Raw genomic sequence first — 23,405 nt, 5'->3', positions numbered from 1 at the left:
GCGCTTTCTCTATGAACTTCGAACATCCTCAAGACCGCATTGCCGGCAGATAAACAGATGAATACATTCATCTGTTATAGAAGAATCTTCATCCCCGTCCACCAGATTCGTCCATTTTTGATCGAGGTACGGACTATAATCATCTAGAAAATCGGTAATTCTACCTTGATCCTCCATCGTTCCTTTGCACTTAGGGCACGGGTGTCCTTTTTCACCCCAGCCATTACAAATCCCGCATTCCCGCATATGCTGCACTTCTTTCCACAAGTTTCTATTCAATAAATATGATTTTTCCCACAAAATAAAGAGGAAGGGCGCACCCTTCCTCCTTCGTCACACGTATTTATTTTTGTTGTTGTCCGTACTGCTGTCCACCGAACTGCTGTTCAGCCATTTGTACAAGACGCTTAGTGATTTCTCCACCTACAGAACCGTTAGCACGGGAAGTAGAATCAGCACCAAGCTGTACTCCGAATTCTTGAGCGATTTCGTATTTCATTTGATCTAGAGCTTGTTGAACACCAGGTACAACTAACTCATTTGAACTGTTGTTGTTAGCCATATTGTCTCACCTCCTGTGTAAAAGTAGTATGAGCCGGTATTGTATTTTTTATGTCAAAAAAATTACTGGAAATTAATGGAGGGGTTTCACCAGACTCATTCCATGGCTAAACAACATACAAATCTCTATGCGTTAGGCTTCGTCATGGCCTTTGGATCAACGTATTCATCAAACTGCTCAGCAGTTAAAATACCGGATTCCACCGCTGTTTCTTTTAATGTTTGATTCTTTTCAAAAGCAGTTTTAGCAATTTTGGCTGCATTTTCATACCCGATATGCGGATTAAGTGCCGTAACGAGCATAAGCGAATCGCGCAGATTCTTTTCAATCTGTTCATGGTTTGGCTCGAGACCGCGTACGCAGCGCTCTTCAAATGAAACCATACTGTCCGCAAGAAGCTGGGCAGACTGCAGGAAGTTATAAGCTATGACAGGTTTGAATACGTTCAGTTCAAAGTTCCCCTGACTCGCTGCAAAACCAATGGTCGCATCATTTCCCATAATCTGTGCGGAAACCATAGTGACCGCTTCACTTTGAGTAGGATTAACTTTCCCTGGCATGATCGAACTTCCCGGTTCATTAGCTGGAATGGTAATTTCGCCAATCCCGCATCGAGGTCCACTCGCCAGCCAGCGAACATCATTCGCAATCTTCATAAGATCGGCAGCTAATGCTTTAAGTGCACCATGAGTATGCACAAGCTCGTCGTGGGAGGTGAGCGCGTGAAATTTATTCGGTGCTGAAACGAATTCTTTACCGGTAACTTCATTGATTTTAGCGACCACCTGCTCAGAGAAATCTTCATGGGCATTTAAACCTGTCCCAACAGCTGTACCGCCAATAGCAAGGTCTTTTACATACTTCGTACTATCTATAATCATATTTTCGGTCTTAACTAACATACGATGCCAGCCGCTTATTTCCTGACCCAGTGTAAGAGGCGTCGCGTCCTGCAAATGGGTACGCCCGATTTTTACAATCTCGTCAAACGCTTCCATTTTTTCTTTTAAGGTATCTTTTAGTTGAGTTAATGCGGGAAGGACCACATCCTCAAGCTTCTGAACAGCTCCAATATGCATAGCTGTCGGATAAGTATCGTTAGAGCTCTGTGATTTATTCACATCATCATTCGGGTGCAGGCGCGTCTCGCTTTCCTGTTTCTTAAGCCATTCATTACCTACGTAAGCAATAACTTCGTTTACGTTCATATTGGATTGCGTGCCGCTCCCTGTCTGCCAGACGACAAGAGGAAAATGCTCTTCAAGATCACCGGAAATAATTTGGTCCGCTGCGTATTCAATGGCGTCTGCTTTCTCTTCTTCCAATAGTCCTAATTCAAAATTGGCTCGCGCAGCACTTTTTTTTAAGATCGCAAAACCTTCGATAACTTCTTTCGGCATTTTTTCATCACCGATCGGAAAGTTCTGTTTACTTCGCTGGGTTTGTGCTCCCCAGTATTTTTCGCTCGGTACTTGTATTTCACCAATTGTATCTTTTTCAATACGGTAATCCATGATAAATCCTCCTTATTTTGTTCATTCGCTCCTCCATTATTGTATCAAGAATCTTTTGAACATTCATCTCAAGCTTAGATTTAAAAAAACAATTTTCGATATTTTATTATCAGATTATTTACAATTTTCAGTTTTTAGTGTATAGTGAATTTTAATAAAAGAAAGGAGGCAGAAACAATCGTACTTAATACCACAAGGAAGGAGGTTCCCGGTAAAAAGCATTGTTGTTTTTGCTCGATCTTTTCAAATGGTCCAGTTAGGTGGGAATAAAAAGAGTCTGTCTGTACAGGCTCTTTTTTAATGAATTCTTTTCAAAATCCTTTATAATAAAGCTTGGAGGTTAGAATCATGCCAAATATTTGGACCCATGTATTATTTGTCGATCAATTATGTAACGAGCTGAACCGACATGATCTTATTCAGACATCCGGCCATTCTCTTCACTTAGGAGCACAGGGACCGGATCCGTTCTTTTACCATAACTTCCTGCCTTTCTCTCAAAACGAACACGTGGATGAAGTGGGGATGAAATTACATACCGAGCAATGCGGTCCTCTGTTAATAGACATGATTGAGCGGGGTGCTTATCATAAGAATCACCTTCAGGCCTTCATTCTTGGATTTGTCAGCCATCATATACTTGACCGTAACACTCACCCTTATATCCATTACCATGCTGGTTATGAGGCAAATAAGCATCAGGAGTTGGAGACCATCATTGACACCATTATGCTTGAGCGGTTCCGTTCAATAAAAACTTGGAAGAATCCAGTTCATAAAGAAATAAAAAGCAGTTCGCTGCCTTCTATTGCCCAACTAATGGACTTGCTCCTGGACACGCATTTCCCAGGTTTATCGGAAGACTATCCTGATAACTTTATTCACCAGTCCTACCGCCATATTCAGTTTGCGCAGCGTGTGCTGTATGACCCATGGAAATGGAAAAACAAATACTTCGGTTCCCTAGTTTCTTCTTTTTCTCATCAACCGGTTAACGATGACAAGGATTATCTGAATGAGCAAAAAAACCGCTGGCATCACCCAGCGACTAATGAGCCGCATACATCTTCTTTTCTTGACCATTATGAAGAGGCGCTCGAAGAAGGAAAGCTTTTATTCCAGCTTATCTTATCTTATTGGGAGAATCCCGATAGAAGCCGCCTGAAAGAAATAAAAGACATGATCGGCAATCGATCGTATGACACAGGAGCTCCTCTATCAGAAGGACTGGTCAACCGTTTCAGCAACCCCATCGTATAAACCTTTGCAATACCGCCAAATTGATCTTTACAAGCTACCGATACTTGAAGACCCAGTTTCGAGATAGTTGGGGGCCGTTGCAAACAATAGATGAGGGCAGCTACGGAAACAACTCGCTTTCCCTGGATCCCTTTCTCTACCCAGTATCTCGAAATCGAGTCTTACACAATCCTGCCCGTTTGTTGAATAACTTATATAGAATGAAAAAAGAGAGGAATAGGTTCCCCTCTTACGTATGGATGACAGGCTTTTTATCAGGATCGGTGTATGCTTCAGCTTCTTTCATTCCTTTTTCGATGTCCACCTTATTCAATAAAAGGATCCCGACAACGAAAAATACGATAAGCGATAAAATCCCTAAGCGGCTGGAGCCTGTCAGCTGGCCGACAAGGGCAAATACGAAAGGTCCAAAAATTGCAGCGAATTTGGATGATATTCCGTAAAATCCAAAAAATTCTGCATGCCGGTCGCCAGGAACCATTCTCCCAAAGATCGAGCGGCTTAAAGACTGAGCTCCTCCCTGCACAAACCCTACACATACGGCCAGAATATAGAAGTGAAGGGCAGTGGTCATGAAATACCCAAGACCTACGATTGCAAGATAAATGAACAAAGCCAGCATCAAAGCACGTTTCGCCGTAATCTTCTTTGCAAGCCATCCAAAGAAAAAGGCAAAAGGAATTCCCACAAATTGAGTAAGTAATAGAGCTGTAATAAGAGCCGTACTATCAATTCCTATATCTCTCCCGTAAATCGTAGCCATCTTTATAATAGTGGAAATACCATCATTGTATAACCAGAAAGCAAAAAGGAATAATAACAGCTGTTTGAAATGCTTCAATTCTTTAAATGTTTTCCCTACTCGGTTAAAACCAATGGAAATATAAGAGGCTGTACGTTTCTCATAGACCTTTTTTTCTTCTACAATATTCTTAAATAAAGGGATGGAAAAAATCAGCCACCAGACTCCGACAGACACAAAAGCAAGCTGTGTACCAGCCAAACTGTCGGGAAGTCCAAACCACTCATATTTCATAATCATCAGCAGGTTAACAGCGAGCAGTACTCCACCGCCTATATACCCAAAGGCAAAACCATATGCCGACACCTTATCAATCGTCTCTTCATCCGACACTTCCGGCAGAAAAGCATCATAAAAAACATTCCCACCTGAAAAACCGATGGTTCCTATAATCAAAAGAAGAGAAGCTAATAAATAATCCCCTTCACCTACAAAGGCTAGCAGCACACTCGCAATCATTCCCATAAAAGCAAAGAACATTAAAAAGCGTTTCTTTGCCGCCGAATAGTCACTAATGGCTCCAAGAATGGGAGCGAGAATGGCTACGATTAGAACAGCAATGGATTGGGAATACCCCCAGTAACTCGTGGCAAGCGATTGGTCAACTCCTTTGGCCGCTACATCATAATAAAAAACGGGAAGGACCGCAGCCATAACCGTTGTTGCGAAAGCAGAATTTCCAAAATCGTAAAGCATCCAGCTCAATACAGGTTTCTTTTTCAACGAGGTACCCCCTGCCATTTTGTTATTTAATTAAGCTTAGCAGACTATTCCGTCAAACAGATGGATTTCATTCAACTTTTACAATATTTTTGAGGTGAGACTATGAGAATTGCTATTTTTGGTGCCACCGGCCGGGTCGGTCAGGAAGTGGTAAGATTAGCTTTAGCAGAAGGATTCAAAATAAGTGCCCTGGTCCGAGACGAAGCCAAAGCAGAAGAGTTGATTCCCGGGGCTGATTTTATCCACGGGGATGCCATGAATCCTGAAGATATTAAGAGAACCTTAAGCGGCGCTGATCTAGTATTCAGCGGTTTAAGCACAGACAAAACAGATACACTGACGAAAGCAGTCCCGGAAATCATCAAGGGAATGAATGAATCTCAGATCGACCGAATTGTAACGATTGGTACTGCCGGGATCTTAGACAGTCGATATGAACACGGGAAGTATCGCTTCCAGACATCCGAATCCAAACGAAAGAAAACGTTCGCAGCAGAAGAACATGCCAAAGTATATGAACAGTTTTTGAAAAGTAGTCTTAACTGGACTATTGTTTGTCCCACTTATTTACCGGATGGAGATGCTGTAGGAGAAGTAAGGGCTGAGGCTGATCTTCTTCCCGAAGATGGAAAAAAAGTAACCGTCGGGGATACTGCATTATTTGCTTTTCATGAATTACTACAAAATCAATATGGTCATCATCGCGTAGGAATTTGTTACTAATCCCTAACAAAATCCCCTTCCATACGTGGAAGGGGATCTTTTATGATTCAGAAGGATAATGCCCAAAGAATTCTTCAAGCGTTTCTTCTGCTTTATGAATATCCGACGATATATCCTTACCTACATATCTTAGGTGCCACGGTTCATAAGTGTAACCTGTAATGTCCTGTTTACCTTTAGGATAACGGATAATAAAGCCGTATTCGTGAGCGTGTTCAGCTAGCCACTCGCCTTCCTCAGTATCACGGAAGGATTCGTCCAGCTTAAAAGACATTTTTGCAGAGGTAACATCCATAGCAAGACCCGTCTGGTGTTCACTCGTGCCGGGACGGGCGGAAAACGTTTTAGCTTTCTCTTCCCCATACTCTTCTATATATCCCTCAAAAAGGTTCTTCTGACGCTCGTAAGAACGATAACCAGAAGCGGCCACTAGGTCCTGTCCTGCTTGATCGGCAGCCTTGAACAGCTTTTCAAGCGCCCCTGCAGCTTCTTTACGCATCTGCTTTTTTGGAAGCTCTTCGTCAAAATAGAAAGGTACATTCGGAATCGTTAAATCCGGTGGAGTGTATCCTTCAGGTAGCTTTCGGTTCTTATTAACAACTACCTTTATACTTTCCGGATTCTTTACAATTGTCAGACCTTCCTCACTGGTTTCATTCGGTTCTTGTTGATTCTGAGAAGATTCCCCGCTTTCTTTTTCCTCTGAGGAATCTGACTCTGGTGATTCCATTTCAGATTTAAAAGCTGGTTTTTCTTTGGAATCTATCTCTTTATCACTCGCAGGCGCTGGTTCTGCCTGGTCATTCCCCTCACTCGATGTTTCGGTAAGCGAGCAAGCACTTAACATTATGCTCAGCAGTGATATAGAAATGAATAATAATTGTTTCATCGACATTACCTACCTAAACTCTGATGATATTCCCACTATAACACTTTTTAATGTTTGTCGTGTACAATCTTTCTAATCAATAGGCGGCCTTATCTTCCGCCAACTCTGTTGATCTAAGTGATGTAACTTACGTATTATTATCATCGGTACTAACCCGTAAATATTAACCATTACTGTTTAAAACCAGGCGGACTGCACAAAAAAAACCACTGCATCAGCAGTGGTCTGGTACCATTTATTTTATTCCCACGTATAAGGTGTATATTGTAAGCTCAAACGTTCGAATTCTGCACGGTCGCCATTGTCAATCGCTTGATTAATTTCTTCATCTAAACGATCCTTATTAAACTCAAAACTCATTTGATCAAGGAACAACCGTGAAGCTAGTTGAATACCAAAGGACAATTCTCTTTTAGCCGTAATCTCTTTCCCTTTATAATCGGGGTCGCGACGTATAACATAGACCATTTTTTGCTTTCTCATGAGAATACCCCCTTCATGCTTTTTTTCATTATGCAGGATTTAAACTTATAACGCAATAAGTTTTCTGAATATTTAGTTATATCTTTCCCTGTTTAAATGATTGTTAAACCTATTGAGCCCTGTCATGAAGGGGTTTTGACTCTATTAAAATTTTTTAGATTTTTCAGAATTACGGAGGGCAGTCACAGGAAATGGTATGAACAACGGCCAGATTTTGGTTCAGTTAAACGTGGGATTATTTCTTTCAAAGGAGATTCCCGGTACGTATCCCTTGTGGATAAATAGATAAGTGTGAACTCAATTTTTAAAGAGGAAGAAGGATTAGATAATTTTTTTACACCCTGTCTCTCAAAAACTGAAGTAACCTAACCCACGTCCTGTATTTCAGATCCTTACCCATAAAAAAAGTCCTCTATTAAAGAGGACTTTCGTATTTTTAGTTAACAAACTTGCTGGCTACATCAATCGTACGACGGGTTTGGTGACGGACAGCTTCTTCAACATCGTCTTTCATGTTTCCTTCGCCGTCCACGCTTACACTTGTTCCATAAGGGTTACCGCCTGCACCGAAGATCGCATTGTCGCTGTATCCTGGCGCAGCTATAATAGCACCCCAATGGAACATCGTGGTATAAAAGTTAAGAAGTGTAGCTTCCTGACCGCCATGAGGGTTTTGAGCGGAGGTCATGGCACTGACAACTTTATTGACAAGTTTACCCTGGAACCATAGACCGCCTGCCTGATCCATATATTGTTTTAATTGTGCAGGTACATTTCCAAATCGTGTCGGGGCACTGAAAATAATAGCATCTGCCCAGTCTAAATCATCGATTTTTGCTTCTGTTACAGTATCTTTAGTTGCTAAATAATGCTCTTTCCAGGAAGGGTTCTGTTCAATAGCTTCCATAGGAGCTGTTTCCGGGACACGAACAAGCTTTACTTCTGCTCCTGCCTGTTTAGCTGCATCTTCGGCCCATTGAGCCATTTGGTAGTTGGTACCTGTAGAACTGTAGTAAATCACCGCTAATTTCACATTTGCCATGAGTATCTCTCCTTTGATTAGTTGCTCATTACCTATTTTCTTATGGTTTCCAATCGAACCGCTTGGATTCATTAAAATTATATACCCTGCCTGAATAAAACTCAAACTAAAGATTCTTCATTTCGAGATATTTTATATACTCCTTACACTTGGTTAACATAAGCTGTAGGTTTGCTTTACATAGCGTAAGGAATTTCTTTTTTTTTGAATGAATGCAAACATCCTAGTCCTGACCAAGCAATCTGCGTATGGAAAGCTTTTTTTCTCTAGACTCATCAAGAATGTATTTGGTAAGCTAAGTCAAGCTTTCAAAGAAGACACGGGGGTTACAAGAGATGAGCGAATATCAAAATATAAAAAAGGGAGAAAAAGGAGCCTGGATCAGTATCATCGTCTATTTAGTTCTGGCTGCAGCTAAGCTTACGATTGCCTCCATAGGTAATTCAGAAGCATTGAGAGCCGATGGACTGAATAATACGACAGACGTCATTGCTTCCGTCGCTGTACTGATCGGTCTTAAGATTTCCCGCAAGCCTCCTGATCAGGACCACCATTACGGGCATTTCAGAGCCGAGACGATTGCTTCCCTTGTCGCGGCCTTTATTATGATGACCGTTGGGATTGAAGTGATTATCGGGACTATACAGGACATCATCAATCAAGAAGTTAGTGAGCCTCGATTACTTACAGCCTGGACCGCACTGACAGCCGCCGCCATTATGTATTTTGTATACCGTTACAATCTGAAGCTGTCCAGGAAAATAGAAAGTAACGCCTTATACGCTGCTGCTCAGGATAACCGCTCTGATGCTTTGGTAAGTATAGGAGCTGCCATAGGTATATTTGGCGCTCAATTCGGGGCTTATTGGCTTGATCCTTTAGCTGGGCTGATCGTTGGGCTGATCATTTGCAAGACAGCCTGGGATATATTTAGAGACTCCACACACAGTTTGACGGACGGATTTGATGAAGAAGAAATTGAAAGCATACGGGAAACCATTTCAAAACATCCAGATGTGTGGGCCGTTAAAGATGTAAAAGCTCGACTGCAAGGGAATCAGACACTTGTGGAAGCCACTATCCACGTAAATCCTCACATCACGATCGAACAAGGTCATACCATCACGGACGATGTGGAATACACATTAGAAAAAGAACATCGTATTCTTTATGCCCACATCCACATTGAGCCTTTTGAAAAAGATTAATATCTTAAATTAACAAAGCGGTCACGAAAATATCGTGACCGCTTTGTTTAATTAGCTGCCTCTTCCGCTAATTCATCTATTGTTTTCCATCCATAAGCTGTTTCTTCATAGGTACCTTGCCCGATCGTTACTTTTTCTGCTTCTACCGGATGAGCACCCAGTTTTATATAAAATTGGCTGGAAGGATTATGAGTTAATACCCACACAAGCAGGGATTTATATCCTGCTTCCTTCATTGCTCTTGCAAATGTCCGGATCAAAAGCGTTCCATAACCCTGGCCCTGATACTCATCGAGAAGGTAAATGGCATAAATTTCACCATCATAGCCGTAGTTTCTCGTACGTTCTTTTCCGCCAGACACAAAGCCGACCACTTCCTGGTTATCATTTTCAATGACATAGGCAATCTGTCCGTTTACAGGCTTCCTTAATATGGTCTGCCAAAGAGCAATTCGATTTTCCACCGTTATATTACTTACATCCCGTTCATCAAGGAGATCTTTGTATGTAGATTTCCAGCTGGCTACATGGATATTTGCTACCGTTTCTGCATCTTCTAAACGTGCCAATCTAAGCTCCGGCATAGGCTCGTCTTCCCTTCTACTTATTCTCTATCCTTAATAGTAACATAATTCTGTATATTCTATAAAAAGAAATGGCGCCAGAGAGGGCACCATTTCTTTTAACATTGAAAATTCGAAATTAAACTTGTATCGAAGCCCGTGTAAACCCATTGACGTCTTCTCCGCTGCCATCGGTAACCAGCCACAGAGGTTCTTCCTATGAACGTTGGATAAAACCAGAAAGAGCGTCCATTTTCCAGTCTGATCCAAGTGTACCGATATAAACATCCAAAAAGCGATCCAGGATCTACCGCATACACGGAAGCCCCTTGTTGGGATGGAGGTGAAGAAGGAGGCGGTGGTAATTGTGCACCTCCCCCAGATGGCGGACCTTGTGGCGGCTGACCAGGACCTCCTCCGAATGGCGGACCTTGCGGTGGCTGACCGGGGCCTCCTCCGAACGGCGGGCCTTGAGGTCCACCACCAAATGGGCCGCCTGGTCCAAACTGTCCTCCCTGTCCCTGCCCGGGAATTCCAAAGTTTTGTCCAAATGGGAATCCTTGTTGTCTATACATCACGATCAATCCCTTTCCGGAAGTATCCCTATACGATATGCACCGGATGGGCGGGCGTGATTATAATGTTAAAAGAAACACAGATGCGATGGCTCCAAGGACGACCAGAATAATATGGAGATCCAGCCACGCTAAAAGCACGGCTGTTAAACCGGCAATTATCCCAATCTGAGGAGCTTCCGGCTTTACGCTTAGAATACCAGGAAAAATCAAAGCTCCAAGTGCTGCATAAGGGATAGCATTCAACCAACGATCTACCCATTTTGGAAAAGACACAATATCTACTATAAAGGCTGGCAGTACTCTGGGAATGGCAGTTACAAGAGCCATTCCTATAATCATCCAGATGATCATATGTCTTCCTCCTCTTCTGGCAAGATCCAGATGCCGCTGCATCCCCCGGCAACCGTACCAAGAACAATAGCCCATCCTTCACTGAAGCCAATCTGCTGGGCTAGATAATTAATAATCATGGCTAAAACAGCAACTACAGCAATTCGATAATGTTTTTTCACAGAGGGGACTAACAGACCTATAAACATAGCATAAAGTGCCACACCCATGCTTTCGCTCAATCTTTGAGGCATAATATCTCCAAGAACGCCTCCGAGGTAGGATCCTCCGACCCAGGAAACATAGGCAGTTATAATAAGAGCTGAGAAAAAGTAAGCTCCATAATCTTCTTTTGCTTCTCTGCGATAGAGAGAAGATACAGTGAACGTTTCATCTGTAAGACCGAGAGTCATCGGAAGCTTCGCTCTGAGCGCGATTTTCTTCAATCGATTCACAAAAGAGAAGCTCATCACGAAATGTCTAAAGTTCAATACAAATGTTGCTACTATAATTTCAAAAACCCCTGTACCGGCGACCAACATTCCGACCGCTAAAAATTGAGCAGCACCAGCAAAAACGAGAAGACTCATAAGCGTCAGCTCCGAGTTACTCATACCTGATTGACTGGCAAGAACCCCATAGGTAAGAGCAATTGGCAAATAACCGAGCATAATCGGAGAACCAGCTCGCATTCCCCTTCGAATCATATGTATGCGGCTCGATGTTCCAGCCTGTTTAACAGCTTGGGACTGCATTCTCTTCCCTTCCTCTCTACTAAATTTCCACTATTATACACAATGGATCCAAGTGATTGAAAGATATAAATTCTGGTTGTTGATTCTTTATAAATAATTTATTCCAGTATAAGGCCGGATACTGTAAGACTCGATTTCGAGATATTGGTTCACCGTGAAGGTCCTGCGGGGGATGATTCGCTTTCCGCGGGAATGTGCTGAGCCTCCTCGAGCTAAAGCTCTCCGGGGTCTCACCGATCATGTCTATCCCGCAGGAGTCTTCATCATCCCCCTCCGGACCTTGCGATATATGGTTCTCCGAAAAAACAGGAAAGCACTTGGCCGATGATCAAAGAATAGCCATTTTCAGCGGTCACCTTTCCGCCTATGCAGGTAAAAAGCATTTGCGAGGAGTTCATGCTGTGCCCTTATCCTCCTTAGCAGGGTCCGTTTACCTTATTAGCATTGGGGTGATGGGGAAATGGCGAGACTCCCATGGGAGAAGGAACTAGGTTAGATCCCGCAGGGAGTGAAACGAGCGAGGAAGCTCACCGTTCCCCCATAGGAAAGCGAGTTATTTCCCCAACAGCCCTCCACCACATAGAGTAACGGACCCGATCTATCTCGAAACTGAGTCTTACAAACGGGAGCTTATCTTTAGTAAATCAATTCTTAGGTTAAAATGAGGCAACGCTTAAGGGCAAGAAACAGCACGTCTTGAGGGTGAGCTAAATTTCAATAAACAGATTGACAATTTTCTTCACTTCTTTTACGATAATAGAACTAATATGCTTCATCACTTAAAAGCGTTCAAGTGAAAAATAATTCGTATCATGAATTCCGGAGTAAAAGATTGAAGGACAGCACTCAGAGACTGAATGACAGGTGGAAATTCAGGTCTTCCTTTCTTTGAATTACAGGATTCTTTACCAGTGATACACCAGACGAGTGGGTAAGTATGGCTTACCAACGAGGGTGGTACCGCGGAGCCAAGGCTTCGTCCCTGTGTTTTTGGGGATGAAGTCTTTTTATTTTGTACGAACATCAAAGTTCGGTTAATTCTTAATAAACAAGTTATCATTCAAACCTTTCTCATCCCCTGGCAGGAAAACTATGTTTCGCCTATAGAAACGGGAGTATATTCGATAACTAACATTGAGAATGAAAAGATCATATCTATTCAAGGAGGAATTACGATGCTTCACCTACAGCCTAAAAAACTGCCAGGAGTGGTAGAATCAAGTTTAATCCTGTTATTAGTCATTGGAATCATCAGTTATTTTATCATTAAAATTCAGACCGTTCCGCATATCCCTATTCTAATAGGAATTCTTCTTATGGTTACGTATGGAATGCTGAAGAAAGTAAGTTTTCAGGATTTACAGCATGGAATGGTTCAGGGGGCCCAAACCGGAATGGGGGCTGTTCTGTTATTTTTCTTAATTGGGATACTAATTGCAAGCTGGATGGCCAGCGGCACCATTCCCGTATTGATGGATGCAGCCTTTTACTTAGCGGGCGGACCATGGTTTTTGGCCATTGCTTTTGCTGTTACAGCTATTGTCGGAGTTGCTCTTGGCAGTTCGTTTACAACAGCGGCTACCGTCGGGGTCGCCTTTATCGGCGCCGCCCAGACAATGGACCTTCCCCTGGCCATGACCGCTGGTGCGGTTGTTTCAGGTGCCTTTTTCGGTGACAAAATGTCACCCTTGTCTGATACGACCAACCTCGCCTCCACCGTAGTGAAAGTGGATTTATTTGATCATATTAAAAACATGAGCTGGACCACCATTCCTGCCTTTATCCTTTCAGCTCTTGCCTTTATCATTCTCTCTCCTGGCCAGCAGGTCTCGCCGGAACAATTAGCCGGTTTTCAAAATGGTCTAACAGAGGCTGGGGTGATTCACTGGAGTTCCTGGATTCCCTTGTTGATCCTTGTAGTCATGGCTGTTTCAAAGCGTCCAGCCTTTATTTCCCTTGCGGTAAGCAGTTTAGCTGCTATCCTGTTAGCGGGTTTCAGAGGAATCATGGAATGGTCTGCACTATGGAGCACGTGGTTTAACGGATATACAGCGGAAACCAGCAATGATGCCGTGAATGAATTGCTAACTCGCGGAGGCATGAACGACATGCTGTTTACAATTGCACTCGTCATTTTGGCTCTTGCTCTAGGGGGACTGTTTTTCAAAACTGGAGTCATTCCTTCAATATTAGCTAGTGTTCAATCCGGGTTAAAATCCGCTCGTTCTGCTACCCTTTCCACCGCCTTAACGGCGATCGGTATTAATTTAGCGATCGGGGAACAGTACCTCTCCATTTTGCTTACAGGAGAAGCTTATCAGGATATTTATGAAAAGGCCGGCTTAGCACGTAAAAATTTATCAAGAACCCTGGAAGATGCAGGTACAGTGATTAACCCGTTGGTGCCCTGGAGCGTTTGCGGAGTATTTTTATCCGACGTACTCGGTGTACCTGTCCTTGATTACCTTCCCTTTGCATTCTTCTGTCTGCTCTGTCCAGTGCTGACTATTATTTTTGGTTTCACCGGTAAAACACTGACGATGCAAACCGAAGAAAAGCAAAAAGCGACGAGCTAATCATACAACTGGTGTATAGAACCTTTATCTCCAACCAAACTATAAAAAAAGAGGTGGAGACGTGGATAAATACGGACATCAAGATGAAATGGATAATGGGTGGCACATGGATCAGGCGGTGGCGGAACAAATGCTTCCAGACGTCGCTTTCTATAGAACTTTAATTGTTAATGTGATTTTTATCGGGGCAGAGGATGCAAGGGAATGGGTCCTTGTCGACTGCGGCATAGGACATTATGCCAAACGTATAATAGAAGCCGCTCAAAAACGCTACGGCTCCAGGCCCCCGCAGGCCATTATATTGACGCATGGCCACTTTGATCATGTGGGCTCAGCTAAAAAATTGGCAGACCACTGGAACGTTCCAATCTACATTCATCCGAAAGAAATGGAATATGTAACCGGGAAGCGCGACTACCCTGTTGGGGATGCTACGGTCGGCGGAGGCTTATTTTCAATTTTATCTCCGTTCTTTCCAACTGATCCCGTAGACTTGAGCCAATATATCTATCCTCTTCCCGAAGACGGTTCTATCCCCTTCTTAGAAGGATGGCGCACCATTCATACCCCGGGACATACCCCAGGACATGTTGCTTTATTTCGAGAAGAGGATCGAACACTTATTTCCGGTGACGCTTTTATTACGGTTAAACAGGAATCTAGCATGGCCGTTTTCATCCAGCATCAGCACGTGCATGGACCTCCTGCTTATTTCACTCATAATTGGGAAGCAGCTGAAAAATCTGTTAAAAAACTTGCCGCTCTACAGCCGCGAGTAGCTATTACAGGGCACGGACTGCCTATGGAAGGTGAACTTTTAGCGGATCAACTGGATCACCTGGCTGAAAACTTTAAAGAACTTGCCGTTCCCAAACATAAAAATAAACTTCACTAATGAGTAAGGCAGCCCGGCCCTGGGCTGCCTTACTTTTCGCTTAAAACAAAGGTTAACTTTTTCAATCCTTCCAGCAGCCTTGGACTGGGTCGGCAAAATAAAGATTCCTCAAGCACATGTATATGATCTTCTTGAACTGCCTTCATTTCAGACCAGCCCGGACGTTTCCGCACCAGGTCGGGATTCATCTTCTCTTCCTTCACCCCAACCCATACCATACAAATGTGATCCGGGTTCCTCAGTTTCACATTTTCCCAGTCCGTCTGAACACTTGCTTCTGGCTCTGTATCGAAGATGTTCCGTGCTCCGGCCAGTTCACTAATCTCAGTTAACCAGTTGGCTTTACCGGGTGTAAAAATAGGCTTAGGCCACCATTCCCAGTACAGAGAAGGTTGATTGCCACGGGTGAGCGCTCCCTGCCTGCACACATCAATCTCTTTCAGAAACGCGTCTGCTTTTTCTTCCCCGAGTTCTTTCATCCCGAGCTTTTCTCCAACTACCTTTAAATCTTCTGCGATCTCTTTCAAACTGTTTGGATCCAAAATGATATAAGGGAGACCTCTTTCTTTTAAACCTTCTATATTCTTCTCCATCCCTGGAACAGACAGGGAAGCCAGTACCAGGTCCGGCTTCAGCTGCTCGACGGCATCCATATCTATGGAGAGGTCAGGACCAAGTTTTGGAAGATCCTTTACCTCCTCAGGATAATCAGAATAATTGTCGACACCAACCAACAGAGACGTTTGACCGAGATAGGCTACAAGTTCAGTGTTACTGGGACATATCGACACAATCCTCACAATTCCACCTCTTTTTTCAGAATCCTCTGATGTTTCATTTTCTTTTATTATAGCTTATATTTATAGTAATGAAAAAAGGAAGAAAGGGATGATCCCGATGACTGCCACACTACTCGATACTTCCAAAGGAATTGTTGAATATACATATAAAGGAACCGGTCCTGCCGTGCTTCTATTAAAAGGAGGCCATTCCACCAGAGAGACTGATTTGTCCCACAGCAGCCTTATTTATGAGGGCTTCTCTCTTCTGACCGTCTCTCGTCCCGGCTACGACTACACTGAGGTTTCGACCGGGAAAAGTCCTGAGATTTTCGCCGAAACCATTATCGAAATCCTCGATCATTTAAACATTCAGACAGTTAAAGTTATTGCTATTTCGGCAGCTGGTCCTACAGGTATTGCTTTAGCGGTCAACCATCCGTCAAGGGTCTCTAAATTAATAATGGAAGCTGCTCTTACTTCACCCTGGGAAGAGGCTGTGAAGCAAAAAGCCAGAGTTCTATTTGGTCCTGCCGAACGGATGGTGTGGGGAAGCTTGAAAACCATGCTTAAATTCTTCCCGGACCTTATTATGAAACAGCTGATCTCAGAAATGACTACAGAAGATCCTGAAGAATACTTAGAACGCCTGTCCCCTAATGATCGGAGGTTTATTTATGACATGCTTGCTACCTCTCAGTCAGGAAAGGGATTCAGTCTTGATATTGACCATTCCGTCACCACGGATATCTCCAAGATCCAGGTTCCTGTACTGGGGATGTATTCCCAGAAAGATAAAAGTGTCCCTTATACCCATGCTCTTCTTTTAAAGTCCAGGGCCCCTGATTGTGAAATCTTTGAAGTAGATGCAGACAGTCATTTGATCTGGATTGGTAAAAACGCCCAGCAGGTTTGGAACAAGCGTCTCGAGTTTCTGTCACGATAAACTAAACTGAGGAGGATCATCGTGGATGATTTAAAAATTAAACAAATGCTGGACCGCTTCCTGTTTTTTTATGATAAAGCCTCCCTTGAAAATGCTGACCCTGAGCGCCGTTATGAATTATGGAAGGAACATTACGGATTTACTTTTGTCCCTCCCGGCTATGAAAAAGACCAATTTGAAAGAGAAATGCTGAACTATGCCTGGGATAAATACTCTCTCGTCTATGATAGGATCAAGTACTTTGAAATGGATGAAGTGAACTTACAGGAATTAGTGACTCCCGTTAAACAAGCTCTACAATATGATGAGCCTATTTCACTGACACTTTTGTTTTTCGTAGGAACCTTTGAAACAGAACCATTCATTTTAGAGCAAGACCATGAATATACCATTTGTTTTCCTATCGAAACAGAATGGAATGATTTCAAGCTGCTCCAGGAAATTGTCCGCGTCGTCCATTGCTGCAAATCTGGACTCGCGCCAAGCCAGACTCGCACCCTTGCGCAATTAATCTTTCAGGAAGGCATTGCCTTGCATACAGCCCGCCAGCTAATGAGTAAACAGGCAAATGTAAAAACAGAACTCCTGTGGAGCCGTGAGAAATGCAGCAGGGAGCCAAATCGCATTATGATTAACATCATCCCTCATTTAAGTCGGACAGACTATGAAGCCCTTTTTTCCTTCACAAAAGGAACAGGCGCGTCTGGATATGAAAAAGAAGCGAACTTTACGGGCTGGATCGTCGTCAAGCACCTCCTGGATAATGGGCGGATGGTCGGAGATTTAGCTTCCGTGCCTAAAGAAGATGTGGATACTTTCGTGGAGCGATCCCTTTTTTCCTTACTAAACCACGCCTATATTATTCAGCCTCAGGAGTAAACGGGGGTATCAGGAGAAAGTTTTTTCCTGAAAAGCTTTCTTTCTTATTGAGCATCTGCTATACTAGGATTAATTATTGTTGTTCGATCAGATTCATGCAAGAGAAGATGTTTCAAAGATGTCGTCTTGATTGAACTTGAAGGGCAAGAATAGTAATACAATGTGGAATATTTCCACACAGGAGGTTTTTGTACATGGTTGAAGGTACAGTAAAATGGTTTAATGCAGAAAAAGGTTTTGGATTTATTGAAGTAGAAGGCCAAGACGACGTCTTCGTTCACTTCTCTGCTATTCAAGAAGAAGGTTTCAAATCTCTAGAAGAAGGTCAAGTTGTAACTTTCGAAATCGAAGAAGGACAACGCGGACCACAAGCTTCTAACGTTCGTAAATAAATACCTAAAAAAGACTCCCCTAACAGGGAGTCTTTTTATTATGTTTAAATCCCCTTCCATCTCATTGTTGATTTTACAGATAATCTCCCGTTTGTTTAAGACTCAGTTTCAAGATAATTTGGGTCCGTTACTCTATGTGGAGGAGGGCTGGTGGGGAAATAACTCGCTTTCCTATGGGGGAACGGCGAGCTTCCTCGCTCGTTCCACTCCCTGCGGGATCTCACCTAGTTCTTTCTCCCATGGGAGTCTCGCCATTTCCCCACCAACCCAACTGATATTTAGTGAACGTACCAAGTGGAGAACCTTAAATCGTCTTAAATGCTTCTATAGAAGCGTTTATCCCCCTGGATAGACTCGGAATTTAACGTTGATCATAGGTCACCCTCCTCAAATGGAGGCATATACGTAGATGATTTTGAGCGCTCCATGATCGCAAAGGGGCGGAAGGGAACGGCGAAGACTCCTGCGGGATGAACATGATTGGTGAGATCCCGCAGGGCTGTTAAGCCCGAGGAAGCTCACCTCATGGGATGTTATACTAAGATCGCCACGTCCTGTGGCAACGTCGAACGACCCTGCGTAGTGCAGGGCCGCGGAAAGCGAGCCGTTCCCTGGAGCCCCTTTCTCTACAAAATATCTCGAAACTGAGTCTTACACATTACGGCCTTTTAATGTAATAAGCCTTTTATAAAAGATTCTCAAAAAAAGTTTAACGAAGCTATGTTTACTAATAAGAAATCTTCCTCTTGCTGCACTAACCAAACATACATATAGATCTCTAATTTAAAAATGGCAGGAGCTGATCCAGCTCCTGCCTGCAATTATTTATTCTTCTTCCTGCTGAGTTAGAATCACGGGGCCGTCTTTTGTGATAGCTACCGTATGTTCATACTGTGCAGATAATGATCCATCTACTGTACGGGCGGTCCAGTTATTATCATCCATCTTAGTACTCCAGCCGCCGATGTTAATCATCGGTTCAATCGTAATGACCATTCCCTCTTTCAAACGAGCACCTTTTCCAGCATTACCGAAATGCGGAATATATGGATCTTCATGAATGCCTTCGCCGATCCCGTGACCTGTAAAGTCGCGGACGACAGAGTAGCCTTCTCCTTCCGCATAGGATTGAATCGCATGACCAATATCACCGATCCGATTCCCAGGTATAGCCTGCTCAATACCTTTATATAGAGATGTTTTTGTTACATCCATCAGCTTACTTGCTTCTTCACTAACGTTTCCTACCGCATGGGTCCAGGCAGAGTCAGCAAGCGCACCGTTGAGATTCACCACCATATCCACGGTAACGATATCTCCTTCAGCGAGTTTCTCATGACGAGGGAAACCGTGACATACTTCATCATTAATGGAGGCACAAGTATTAAACTCATAACCCTGATACCCTTTTTGTTCACCGGTCGCTCCATGTTTGGTTAAATAACGTTCCACAAAATTTTCAATCTCCATTGTGGTCACACCTGGCTTGATAAATGTTCTTAATTCTTTATGAACGTTAGCCAGCAGCTTACCGGCTTCCTGCATTAATTCAATTTCTCGTTTACTTTTACGTTTAATCATACACCCATTCCTTCCTTATCTCTCTAACGTTTAACTAAGCATCCTATAGTATAATATCGAAAAAATTCCCGTTCGACCACCCCTGGGACTTACTCAATTACTTTTATCGTTTTAGCAGGGTTTCCTCCTATAAAAACGTTTGAAGGAACATCTTTGGTTACGACCGCTCCAGCACCAACAATGACATTATCCCCGATGGTCACCCCAGGATTGATAACGGCATTTCCTCCAATCCATACGTCATCGCCTATCGTAATGGGTTTTCCCGCTTCCAATCCTCTCGCTCTTGATTCACGGTCCATTGGATGAGTAGCGGTATAAAGCTGCACACTCGGACCAATGAGCACCCTTTTTCCGATTCGAATAGAACAGACATCCAAAAAAACGCAATTGAAATTGGCGAAAAACCCTTCCCCTACGTGAATATTGTATCCGTAATCGCAAAAGAAAGGAGGCTCGAGCCCATATTCTCCTTCCAGGGTACCAAATAGGTCTTCTATCAATTGCTTTCGATAATGCATTTCTGCATCTTTCGTTTGATTGAGAGAATAAACAATCTGCCTGGCTCTTGCCCTTTCGTGAACCAATTCCTCATCCCAGGATTTATAAAGTTCGCCGGCCAGCATTTTTTCCTTTTCTGTCATACACTCACCTTCTTATTATATGTTGAACAACTTCCTTTACTTTACCACAATTTTTAACTAGACTTGGAACAACCGAAGGAGGGATCTGCCATGCAGGTGAGAGAACTAAATGGAAAAGATGCAGAAGACTATTATGAACTGCGGTTAGAAGCATTATTAACCAACCCGGATGCTTTTATTACTACATATGAACAGGAAAAACAAAGACCCGATCCTCTTGTTAAAACAGCGGAGAGGCTGGACAGTCCTTCTTCACGTACTTTTGGATTATTTGAAGACGGCACCCTTTGCGGGACGGCTACCCTGGTTAAAGAAACCCATCCTAAGTTTTCTCACAAAGGGAGTATTGTAGCTATGTATGTAAGTCCAGGCTGCCGACGGAAAGGCGGAGCTGCCCTCCTCTTACAAGAAGTTATTAATTTTTCGAAGGCAATTGAGTTAGAAGTGCTCCACTTAAATGTCGTTACGGACAATACTCCTGCGAAGAAACTCTATGAGAAAGTTGGATTTCAATCCTACGGTTTAGAGCGAAAAGCTATTAAAATAGCCGATCGCTACCTGGACGAAGAACTGATGGAACTATTCTTAACGGAGTGAAACTTATCGTCCATCCATATCGTACTTAAAAAGCAGATTATTTAGTAAAGGGTGGACCGTATGATTGAATTAAAGAGCATATCGAAAAGCTTCAACGGCAAGCAGGCTGTGAAAAATCTGAATTTAACGATACCCGACGGGAAAATCTTCGGCTTTCTCGGTCCGAACGGTGCAGGGAAATCGACTACTATTAAAATGATGACAGGGATCCTGCCTATTGATGAGGGCTCTATTACGATCAATGGTGTGGATATTACCGATTATCCCATGGAGGCAAAGCATCTTTTCGGGTACGTCCCTGACCGCTCAGATATATTCCTCCGTCTGAAAGGGATTGAATACTTAAATTTCATTGCAGACGTATTTCAAGTGTCAAAAGAAGAGCGGAAAGAAAAAATCGAATATCTTACCAGGAGCTTTGGTATTTATGAAGCGCTTGATGATCATATCCAGACGTACTCCCATGGAATGCGGCAAAAAATCGTTGTAAGTGGCGTACTTCTCCATGACCCCGATGTATGGATTTTAGATGAGCCCTTGTCCGGCCTGGACCCTAAGTCTTCTCATACTTTAAAAGAAATGATGAGAGAACACGCCGAAAGAGGTAAAATCGTCTTTTTCTCCACACACGTGCTGGAGGTAGTCGAGCAATTATGTGATGAAGTAGCGATTATTAACCATGGACACGTACAATTTCAAGGAAATATGAGCGAAATGAAGCAGCAGTTTCAAGATGATGATAATTTGGAACGACTATTCCTGGAGTTAACAGAAAATGAGTAATGCATGGAAATTAATGAAAATCATGGTGAAAATGCAGCTCTCCTGGGCGGGTAAAAGCAGTTCGGAAAAAGTCGGCTATGTGATTATGGCTCTTGCGCTTATTCCCTTTGGTGCCTTAATCTTATTCTCCTTGAACAGTTTAATTGGAAACCTTTACAATGCCCTGGCACCAACTGGAAACGAAAGTGTCATTCTCGCTTTATTTTTTATTCTTATGTTTGTTATTTTTCTTGTGACCAGCATTGGAACGGTTTTAAGCTCCTTTTACTTTGCGGAGGACGTAGAATCATTTATTGCTCTTCCCTTTCATCCTTATCAGATTGTACTTGGGAAATCTGCCATACCTTTTTTGTCTCTGTACGGAATGAATGCTTTAGTTTTACTGCCGGTTCTGTTGTTTTACGGATTACACAGTAGTGCTGGCCTGCTTTATTATTTGTTCGCTATTTTGCTATGGGCGGTTACACCAGTGATTCCATTTGTACTGCTTTCGATTGTGCTTATGTTTCTCATGCGTTTTGCCAACATTTCCAAGAATAAAGACCGTACAAAAATCATTGTCGGCATGTTCGGCTTTATATTTGCCATTGGAATTAATGTCGTGATCCGGTTAGACAGTGGAGGAGACGGTAGCGGTGCCGCCGATTTAATCAGGGAACAGAATGGATTGCTTGAACTGGTTACCGGTTTCTTTCCAACCGCTTATTTTAGTTCGATCGCCCTGACTCAGCCAGGTTCTCTAACAGGAGTTCTTTATCTGTTGCTGATGCTGGGATTATCGATAGGTTTTGCCATTTTATTTCTAACCGTCGGCCAGAAGGTTTATTTCAAAGGCGTGCTTGGATTATCGGGAGGAACACGAGGCAGTTTTGATGAGAAAAAGATACATAAGACGATTAAGCAAAAACCGATTATTTACAGTCTATGGCTGAAAGAGATGAGAATCATTTTCCGCACCCCTGCCTTCTTTACGCAAATCGTGGTGCAGAGTCTCTTTTTCCCCGTCTTTCTGCTTGTCATCTTATTTATGGAATCGAATACTTCCGTAGCAAGTCTTGGTTCTTTACTTACCCAATTAGAAGGAAAGAAACTTGTGCTCGGGCTGTTTGGTTTTACTCTGCTGGCTGTCGGGATGACCCCTGCCTCGTTCTCCTCGATTTCAAGAGATGGAAAAAGCTGGTTCAATCATCTTCATCTGCCAATAGCGCCGCAAACCGTCCTTAGAAGTAAAATTGTAACAGCTTTTACGTTAAACCTTCTCACCATTGCTATTCTCAGCTTCGCGGCTTTATTTCTAGTTCAGGTTTCCTTTATGATCTGGATCATTTGGCTGCTTCTTGCGCTAGTTACCAATTGGGTTACCAGTATAGGAGGGCTCATCATTGATCTTTACAGTCCTAAGCTTGACTGGACCGATGAGCGCGAAGTCTTTAAAGGACGTTTTATTGGGCTCGCCATGCTGGCAATCGAAGCAACGGTATTCGGTACCCTTATTTTAATCCTTTGGAATGTGAGTGCGATCAGTGGAATCTGGATAACTTCAGGTGTTCTGCTTACCTTTCTGATTATCCTGATTACCGCCTGCCATGCAGGTTTGAAACGACTTAGTGATAAGCGGTATTATTCTATCCATTGAACGATCTAAAAAAGACTTCGACCTGAATCAGGTCGAAGTCTTTTTTATACCCAAAAGGTTAGTTGCCAAAGAAATAATCAAAAACGTTACCTTCTTCAGCTGCCTCTTTATTGTAAAATTCAGAGTAACCGCAATTCTTACAATAGACCAATGTAAATTGATGATTTTGCACATCTAATATATTGGACAGACCTGAGCCTGTCATGGATACATGATTTTCTTCGGCATCTGTACTGCCGCATTTAATACAACCTCGTTCGCTCAT

General features: G+C 43.0%; 26 protein-coding genes. 11 read left to right on the top strand and 15 right to left on the bottom strand.

Features of this window, described 5'->3' with window-relative positions; translation table 11 throughout:
• Nucleotides 1-9 precede the first annotated feature (9 nt).
• From HBHAL_RS05955 to fumC, 3 genes are all read right to left on the bottom strand, one after another.
• Nucleotides 10-267, bottom strand: a complete 258-nt coding sequence (locus HBHAL_RS05955; protein ID WP_158512350.1) for a hypothetical protein — start codon at nucleotides 265-267, stop codon at nucleotides 10-12.
• A 76-nt stretch (nucleotides 268-343) separates the two neighbouring features.
• A complete protein-coding gene (locus HBHAL_RS05950; protein WP_014642441.1) occupies nucleotides 344-562 on the bottom strand; it encodes an alpha/beta-type small acid-soluble spore protein in 219 nt (72 codons plus the stop codon).
• A gap of 125 nt (nucleotides 563-687) precedes the next feature.
• A complete protein-coding gene (gene fumC, locus HBHAL_RS05945) occupies nucleotides 688-2,076 on the bottom strand; it encodes a class II fumarate hydratase (RefSeq protein WP_014642440.1) in 1,389 nt (462 codons plus the stop codon).
• Between the two features lie 348 nt (nucleotides 2,077-2,424).
• Here fumC and HBHAL_RS05940 point away from each other — a divergent pair, with 348 nt between their 5' ends.
• Nucleotides 2,425-3,336 (top strand): zinc dependent phospholipase C family protein, encoded by a 912-nt coding sequence (locus HBHAL_RS05940; protein ID WP_014642439.1) that lies wholly within the window; start codon nucleotides 2,425-2,427, stop codon nucleotides 3,334-3,336.
• A gap of 229 nt (nucleotides 3,337-3,565) precedes the next feature.
• Here the strand turns inward: HBHAL_RS05940 and HBHAL_RS05935 are convergent, their stop codons facing one another.
• Nucleotides 3,566-4,861: an MFS transporter gene (locus HBHAL_RS05935; RefSeq protein WP_014642438.1), complete on the bottom strand. Its 1,296-nt coding sequence runs from the start codon at nucleotides 4,859-4,861 to the stop codon at nucleotides 3,566-3,568.
• A 102-nt stretch (nucleotides 4,862-4,963) separates the two neighbouring features.
• Between HBHAL_RS05935 and HBHAL_RS05930 the strand changes: the two genes are divergently transcribed.
• Nucleotides 4,964-5,584 carry an NAD(P)-dependent oxidoreductase gene (locus HBHAL_RS05930; RefSeq protein ID WP_014642437.1) on the top strand — a complete coding sequence of 207 codons (621 nt, stop codon included), beginning with the start codon at nucleotides 4,964-4,966 and terminating at the stop codon, nucleotides 5,582-5,584.
• Nucleotides 5,585-5,624: 40 nt separating this feature from the next.
• On the opposite strand, the gene HBHAL_RS05925 is transcribed toward HBHAL_RS05930, so the two are convergent.
• The 3 genes from HBHAL_RS05925 to wrbA form a co-directional block, all read right to left on the bottom strand.
• Complete coding sequence (locus tag HBHAL_RS05925; protein WP_145956002.1) at nucleotides 5,625-6,473, bottom strand: M15 family metallopeptidase; 849 nt, start codon at nucleotides 6,471-6,473, stop codon at nucleotides 5,625-5,627.
• 240 nt (nucleotides 6,474-6,713) lie between these two features.
• Nucleotides 6,714-6,956, bottom strand: coding sequence for an IDEAL domain-containing protein (locus HBHAL_RS05920; protein WP_014642435.1), 243 nt, complete (start codon nucleotides 6,954-6,956; stop codon nucleotides 6,714-6,716).
• 436 nt (nucleotides 6,957-7,392) lie between these two features.
• Complete coding sequence (gene wrbA / locus HBHAL_RS05915) at nucleotides 7,393-7,998, bottom strand: NAD(P)H:quinone oxidoreductase (RefSeq protein WP_014642434.1); 606 nt, start codon at nucleotides 7,996-7,998, stop codon at nucleotides 7,393-7,395.
• A gap of 335 nt (nucleotides 7,999-8,333) precedes the next feature.
• Between wrbA and HBHAL_RS05910 the strand changes: the two genes are divergently transcribed.
• Nucleotides 8,334-9,206 carry a cation diffusion facilitator family transporter gene (locus tag HBHAL_RS05910; protein WP_014642433.1) on the top strand — a complete coding sequence of 291 codons (873 nt, stop codon included), beginning with the start codon at nucleotides 8,334-8,336 and terminating at the stop codon, nucleotides 9,204-9,206.
• Between the two features lie 47 nt (nucleotides 9,207-9,253).
• On the opposite strand, the gene HBHAL_RS05905 is transcribed toward HBHAL_RS05910, so the two are convergent.
• The 4 genes from HBHAL_RS05905 to HBHAL_RS05890 form a co-directional block, all read right to left on the bottom strand.
• A complete protein-coding gene (locus HBHAL_RS05905; RefSeq protein WP_231853978.1) occupies nucleotides 9,254-9,775 on the bottom strand; it encodes a GNAT family N-acetyltransferase in 522 nt (173 codons plus the stop codon).
• Between the two features lie 113 nt (nucleotides 9,776-9,888).
• Nucleotides 9,889-10,344 carry a hypothetical protein gene (locus HBHAL_RS05900; protein WP_014642431.1) on the bottom strand — a complete coding sequence of 152 codons (456 nt, stop codon included), beginning with the start codon at nucleotides 10,342-10,344 and terminating at the stop codon, nucleotides 9,889-9,891.
• A 60-nt stretch (nucleotides 10,345-10,404) separates the two neighbouring features.
• Nucleotides 10,405-10,698 (bottom strand): AzlD domain-containing protein, encoded by a 294-nt coding sequence (locus HBHAL_RS05895; protein WP_014642430.1) that lies wholly within the window; start codon nucleotides 10,696-10,698, stop codon nucleotides 10,405-10,407.
• The gene (locus HBHAL_RS05890) at nucleotides 10,695-11,432 is read right to left on the bottom strand and encodes an AzlC family ABC transporter permease (RefSeq protein ID WP_014642429.1); all 738 of its coding nucleotides are present in this window, start codon (nucleotides 11,430-11,432) and stop codon (nucleotides 10,695-10,697) included. Before HBHAL_RS05890 ends, HBHAL_RS05895 begins: the two co-directional genes overlap by 4 nt.
• Before the next feature lie 1,175 nt (nucleotides 11,433-12,607).
• Between HBHAL_RS05890 and nhaC the strand changes: the two genes are divergently transcribed.
• Nucleotides 12,608-14,008 carry a Na+/H+ antiporter NhaC gene (gene nhaC / locus HBHAL_RS05885; RefSeq protein ID WP_014642428.1) on the top strand — a complete coding sequence of 467 codons (1,401 nt, stop codon included), beginning with the start codon at nucleotides 12,608-12,610 and terminating at the stop codon, nucleotides 14,006-14,008.
• Nucleotides 14,009-14,096: 88 nt separating this feature from the next.
• Nucleotides 14,097-14,903, top strand: coding sequence for an MBL fold metallo-hydrolase (locus HBHAL_RS05880; RefSeq protein ID WP_041601573.1), 807 nt, complete (start codon nucleotides 14,097-14,099; stop codon nucleotides 14,901-14,903).
• Nucleotides 14,904-14,932: 29 nt separating this feature from the next.
• Here the strand turns inward: HBHAL_RS05880 and HBHAL_RS05875 are convergent, their stop codons facing one another.
• On the bottom strand, nucleotides 14,933-15,703 hold the full coding sequence (locus HBHAL_RS05875; RefSeq protein WP_014642426.1) for a cobalamin-binding protein: 771 nt from the start codon (nucleotides 15,701-15,703) through the stop codon (nucleotides 14,933-14,935).
• A gap of 97 nt (nucleotides 15,704-15,800) precedes the next feature.
• Here HBHAL_RS05875 and HBHAL_RS05870 point away from each other — a divergent pair, with 97 nt between their 5' ends.
• The 3 genes from HBHAL_RS05870 (at nucleotide 15,801) to HBHAL_RS05860 (ending at nucleotide 17,899) form a co-directional block, all read left to right on the top strand.
• On the top strand, nucleotides 15,801-16,628 hold the full coding sequence (locus HBHAL_RS05870; RefSeq protein ID WP_014642425.1) for an alpha/beta fold hydrolase: 828 nt from the start codon (nucleotides 15,801-15,803) through the stop codon (nucleotides 16,626-16,628).
• A gap of 21 nt (nucleotides 16,629-16,649) precedes the next feature.
• Nucleotides 16,650-17,507, top strand: coding sequence for a hypothetical protein (locus tag HBHAL_RS05865; protein WP_014642424.1), 858 nt, complete (start codon nucleotides 16,650-16,652; stop codon nucleotides 17,505-17,507).
• Between the two features lie 194 nt (nucleotides 17,508-17,701).
• Nucleotides 17,702-17,899 (top strand): cold-shock protein, encoded by a 198-nt coding sequence (locus HBHAL_RS05860; protein WP_014642423.1) that lies wholly within the window; start codon nucleotides 17,702-17,704, stop codon nucleotides 17,897-17,899.
• Between the two features lie 825 nt (nucleotides 17,900-18,724).
• On the opposite strand, the gene map is transcribed toward HBHAL_RS05860, so the two are convergent.
• Nucleotides 18,725-19,480, bottom strand: coding sequence for a type I methionyl aminopeptidase (gene map / locus HBHAL_RS05855; RefSeq protein ID WP_014642422.1), 756 nt, complete (start codon nucleotides 19,478-19,480; stop codon nucleotides 18,725-18,727).
• An 89-nt stretch (nucleotides 19,481-19,569) separates the two neighbouring features.
• Nucleotides 19,570-20,124: a sugar O-acetyltransferase gene (locus HBHAL_RS05850; RefSeq protein WP_014642421.1), complete on the bottom strand. Its 555-nt coding sequence runs from the start codon at nucleotides 20,122-20,124 to the stop codon at nucleotides 19,570-19,572.
• A gap of 90 nt (nucleotides 20,125-20,214) precedes the next feature.
• On the opposite strand from HBHAL_RS05850, the gene HBHAL_RS05845 reads away from it, so the two are divergent.
• From HBHAL_RS05845 to HBHAL_RS05835, 3 genes are read left to right on the top strand one after another with little or no spacing between them, the layout of a single operon-like run.
• Entirely contained in the window at nucleotides 20,215-20,721 is a 507-nt protein-coding gene (locus tag HBHAL_RS05845) for a GNAT family N-acetyltransferase (protein ID WP_014642420.1), read from the top strand.
• A 60-nt stretch (nucleotides 20,722-20,781) separates the two neighbouring features.
• On the top strand, nucleotides 20,782-21,504 hold the full coding sequence (locus tag HBHAL_RS05840; protein WP_014642419.1) for an ABC transporter ATP-binding protein: 723 nt from the start codon (nucleotides 20,782-20,784) through the stop codon (nucleotides 21,502-21,504).
• Nucleotides 21,497-23,140 (top strand): putative ABC transporter permease subunit, encoded by a 1,644-nt coding sequence (locus HBHAL_RS05835; RefSeq protein ID WP_014642418.1) that lies wholly within the window; start codon nucleotides 21,497-21,499, stop codon nucleotides 23,138-23,140. Before HBHAL_RS05840 ends, HBHAL_RS05835 begins: the two co-directional genes overlap by 8 nt.
• Nucleotides 23,141-23,198: 58 nt before the next feature.
• Here HBHAL_RS05835 and HBHAL_RS05830 read toward each other — a convergent pair whose 3' ends face one another.
• Nucleotides 23,199-23,405 carry a zinc ribbon domain-containing protein gene (locus HBHAL_RS05830; RefSeq protein WP_014642417.1) on the bottom strand — a complete coding sequence of 69 codons (207 nt, stop codon included), beginning with the start codon at nucleotides 23,403-23,405 and terminating at the stop codon, nucleotides 23,199-23,201.

The organism is Halobacillus halophilus DSM 2266 (genome assembly GCF_000284515.1).
GTDB classification, from domain to species: domain Bacteria; phylum Bacillota; class Bacilli; order Bacillales; family Halobacillaceae; genus Halobacillus; species Halobacillus halophilus.
Note: the sequence above shows the minus strand (reverse complement) of the source record. Positions and strands in the feature narration are given on the sequence as shown.

Coding starts and splice junctions, on each gene's coding strand:
- HBHAL_RS05950 (WP_014642441.1), bottom strand. CDS start 562: ATGGCTAACAACAACAGTTCAAATGAGTTAGTTGTACCTGGTGTTCAA.
- fumC (WP_014642440.1), bottom strand. CDS start 2,076: ATGGATTACCGTATTGAAAAAGATACAATTGGTGAAATACAAGTACCG.
- HBHAL_RS05940 (WP_014642439.1), top strand. CDS start 2,425: ATGCCAAATATTTGGACCCATGTATTATTTGTCGATCAATTATGTAAC.
- HBHAL_RS05930 (WP_014642437.1), top strand. CDS start 4,964: ATGAGAATTGCTATTTTTGGTGCCACCGGCCGGGTCGGTCAGGAAGTG.
- HBHAL_RS05925 (WP_145956002.1), bottom strand. CDS start 6,473: ATGAAACAATTATTATTCATTTCTATATCACTGCTGAGCATAATGTTA.
- HBHAL_RS05920 (WP_014642435.1), bottom strand. CDS start 6,956: ATGAGAAAGCAAAAAATGGTCTATGTTATACGTCGCGACCCCGATTAT.
- wrbA (WP_014642434.1), bottom strand. CDS start 7,998: ATGGCAAATGTGAAATTAGCGGTGATTTACTACAGTTCTACAGGTACC.
- HBHAL_RS05910 (WP_014642433.1), top strand. CDS start 8,334: ATGAGCGAATATCAAAATATAAAAAAGGGAGAAAAAGGAGCCTGGATC.
- HBHAL_RS05900 (WP_014642431.1), bottom strand. CDS start 10,344: ATGTATAGACAACAAGGATTCCCATTTGGACAAAACTTTGGAATTCCC.
- HBHAL_RS05895 (WP_014642430.1), bottom strand. CDS start 10,698: ATGATCATCTGGATGATTATAGGAATGGCTCTTGTAACTGCCATTCCC.
- HBHAL_RS05890 (WP_014642429.1), bottom strand. CDS start 11,432: ATGCAGTCCCAAGCTGTTAAACAGGCTGGAACATCGAGCCGCATACAT.
- nhaC (WP_014642428.1), top strand. CDS start 12,608: ATGCTTCACCTACAGCCTAAAAAACTGCCAGGAGTGGTAGAATCAAGT.
- HBHAL_RS05880 (WP_041601573.1), top strand. CDS start 14,097: ATGGATAATGGGTGGCACATGGATCAGGCGGTGGCGGAACAAATGCTT.
- HBHAL_RS05870 (WP_014642425.1), top strand. CDS start 15,801: ATGACTGCCACACTACTCGATACTTCCAAAGGAATTGTTGAATATACA.
- HBHAL_RS05860 (WP_014642423.1), top strand. CDS start 17,702: ATGGTTGAAGGTACAGTAAAATGGTTTAATGCAGAAAAAGGTTTTGGA.
- map (WP_014642422.1), bottom strand. CDS start 19,480: ATGATTAAACGTAAAAGTAAACGAGAAATTGAATTAATGCAGGAAGCC.
- HBHAL_RS05850 (WP_014642421.1), bottom strand. CDS start 20,124: ATGACAGAAAAGGAAAAAATGCTGGCCGGCGAACTTTATAAATCCTGG.
- HBHAL_RS05845 (WP_014642420.1), top strand. CDS start 20,215: ATGCAGGTGAGAGAACTAAATGGAAAAGATGCAGAAGACTATTATGAA.
- HBHAL_RS05840 (WP_014642419.1), top strand. CDS start 20,782: ATGATTGAATTAAAGAGCATATCGAAAAGCTTCAACGGCAAGCAGGCT.
- HBHAL_RS05835 (WP_014642418.1), top strand. CDS start 21,497: ATGAGTAATGCATGGAAATTAATGAAAATCATGGTGAAAATGCAGCTC.
- HBHAL_RS05830 (WP_014642417.1), bottom strand. CDS start 23,405: ATGAGCGAACGAGGTTGTATTAAATGCGGCAGTACAGATGCCGAAGAA.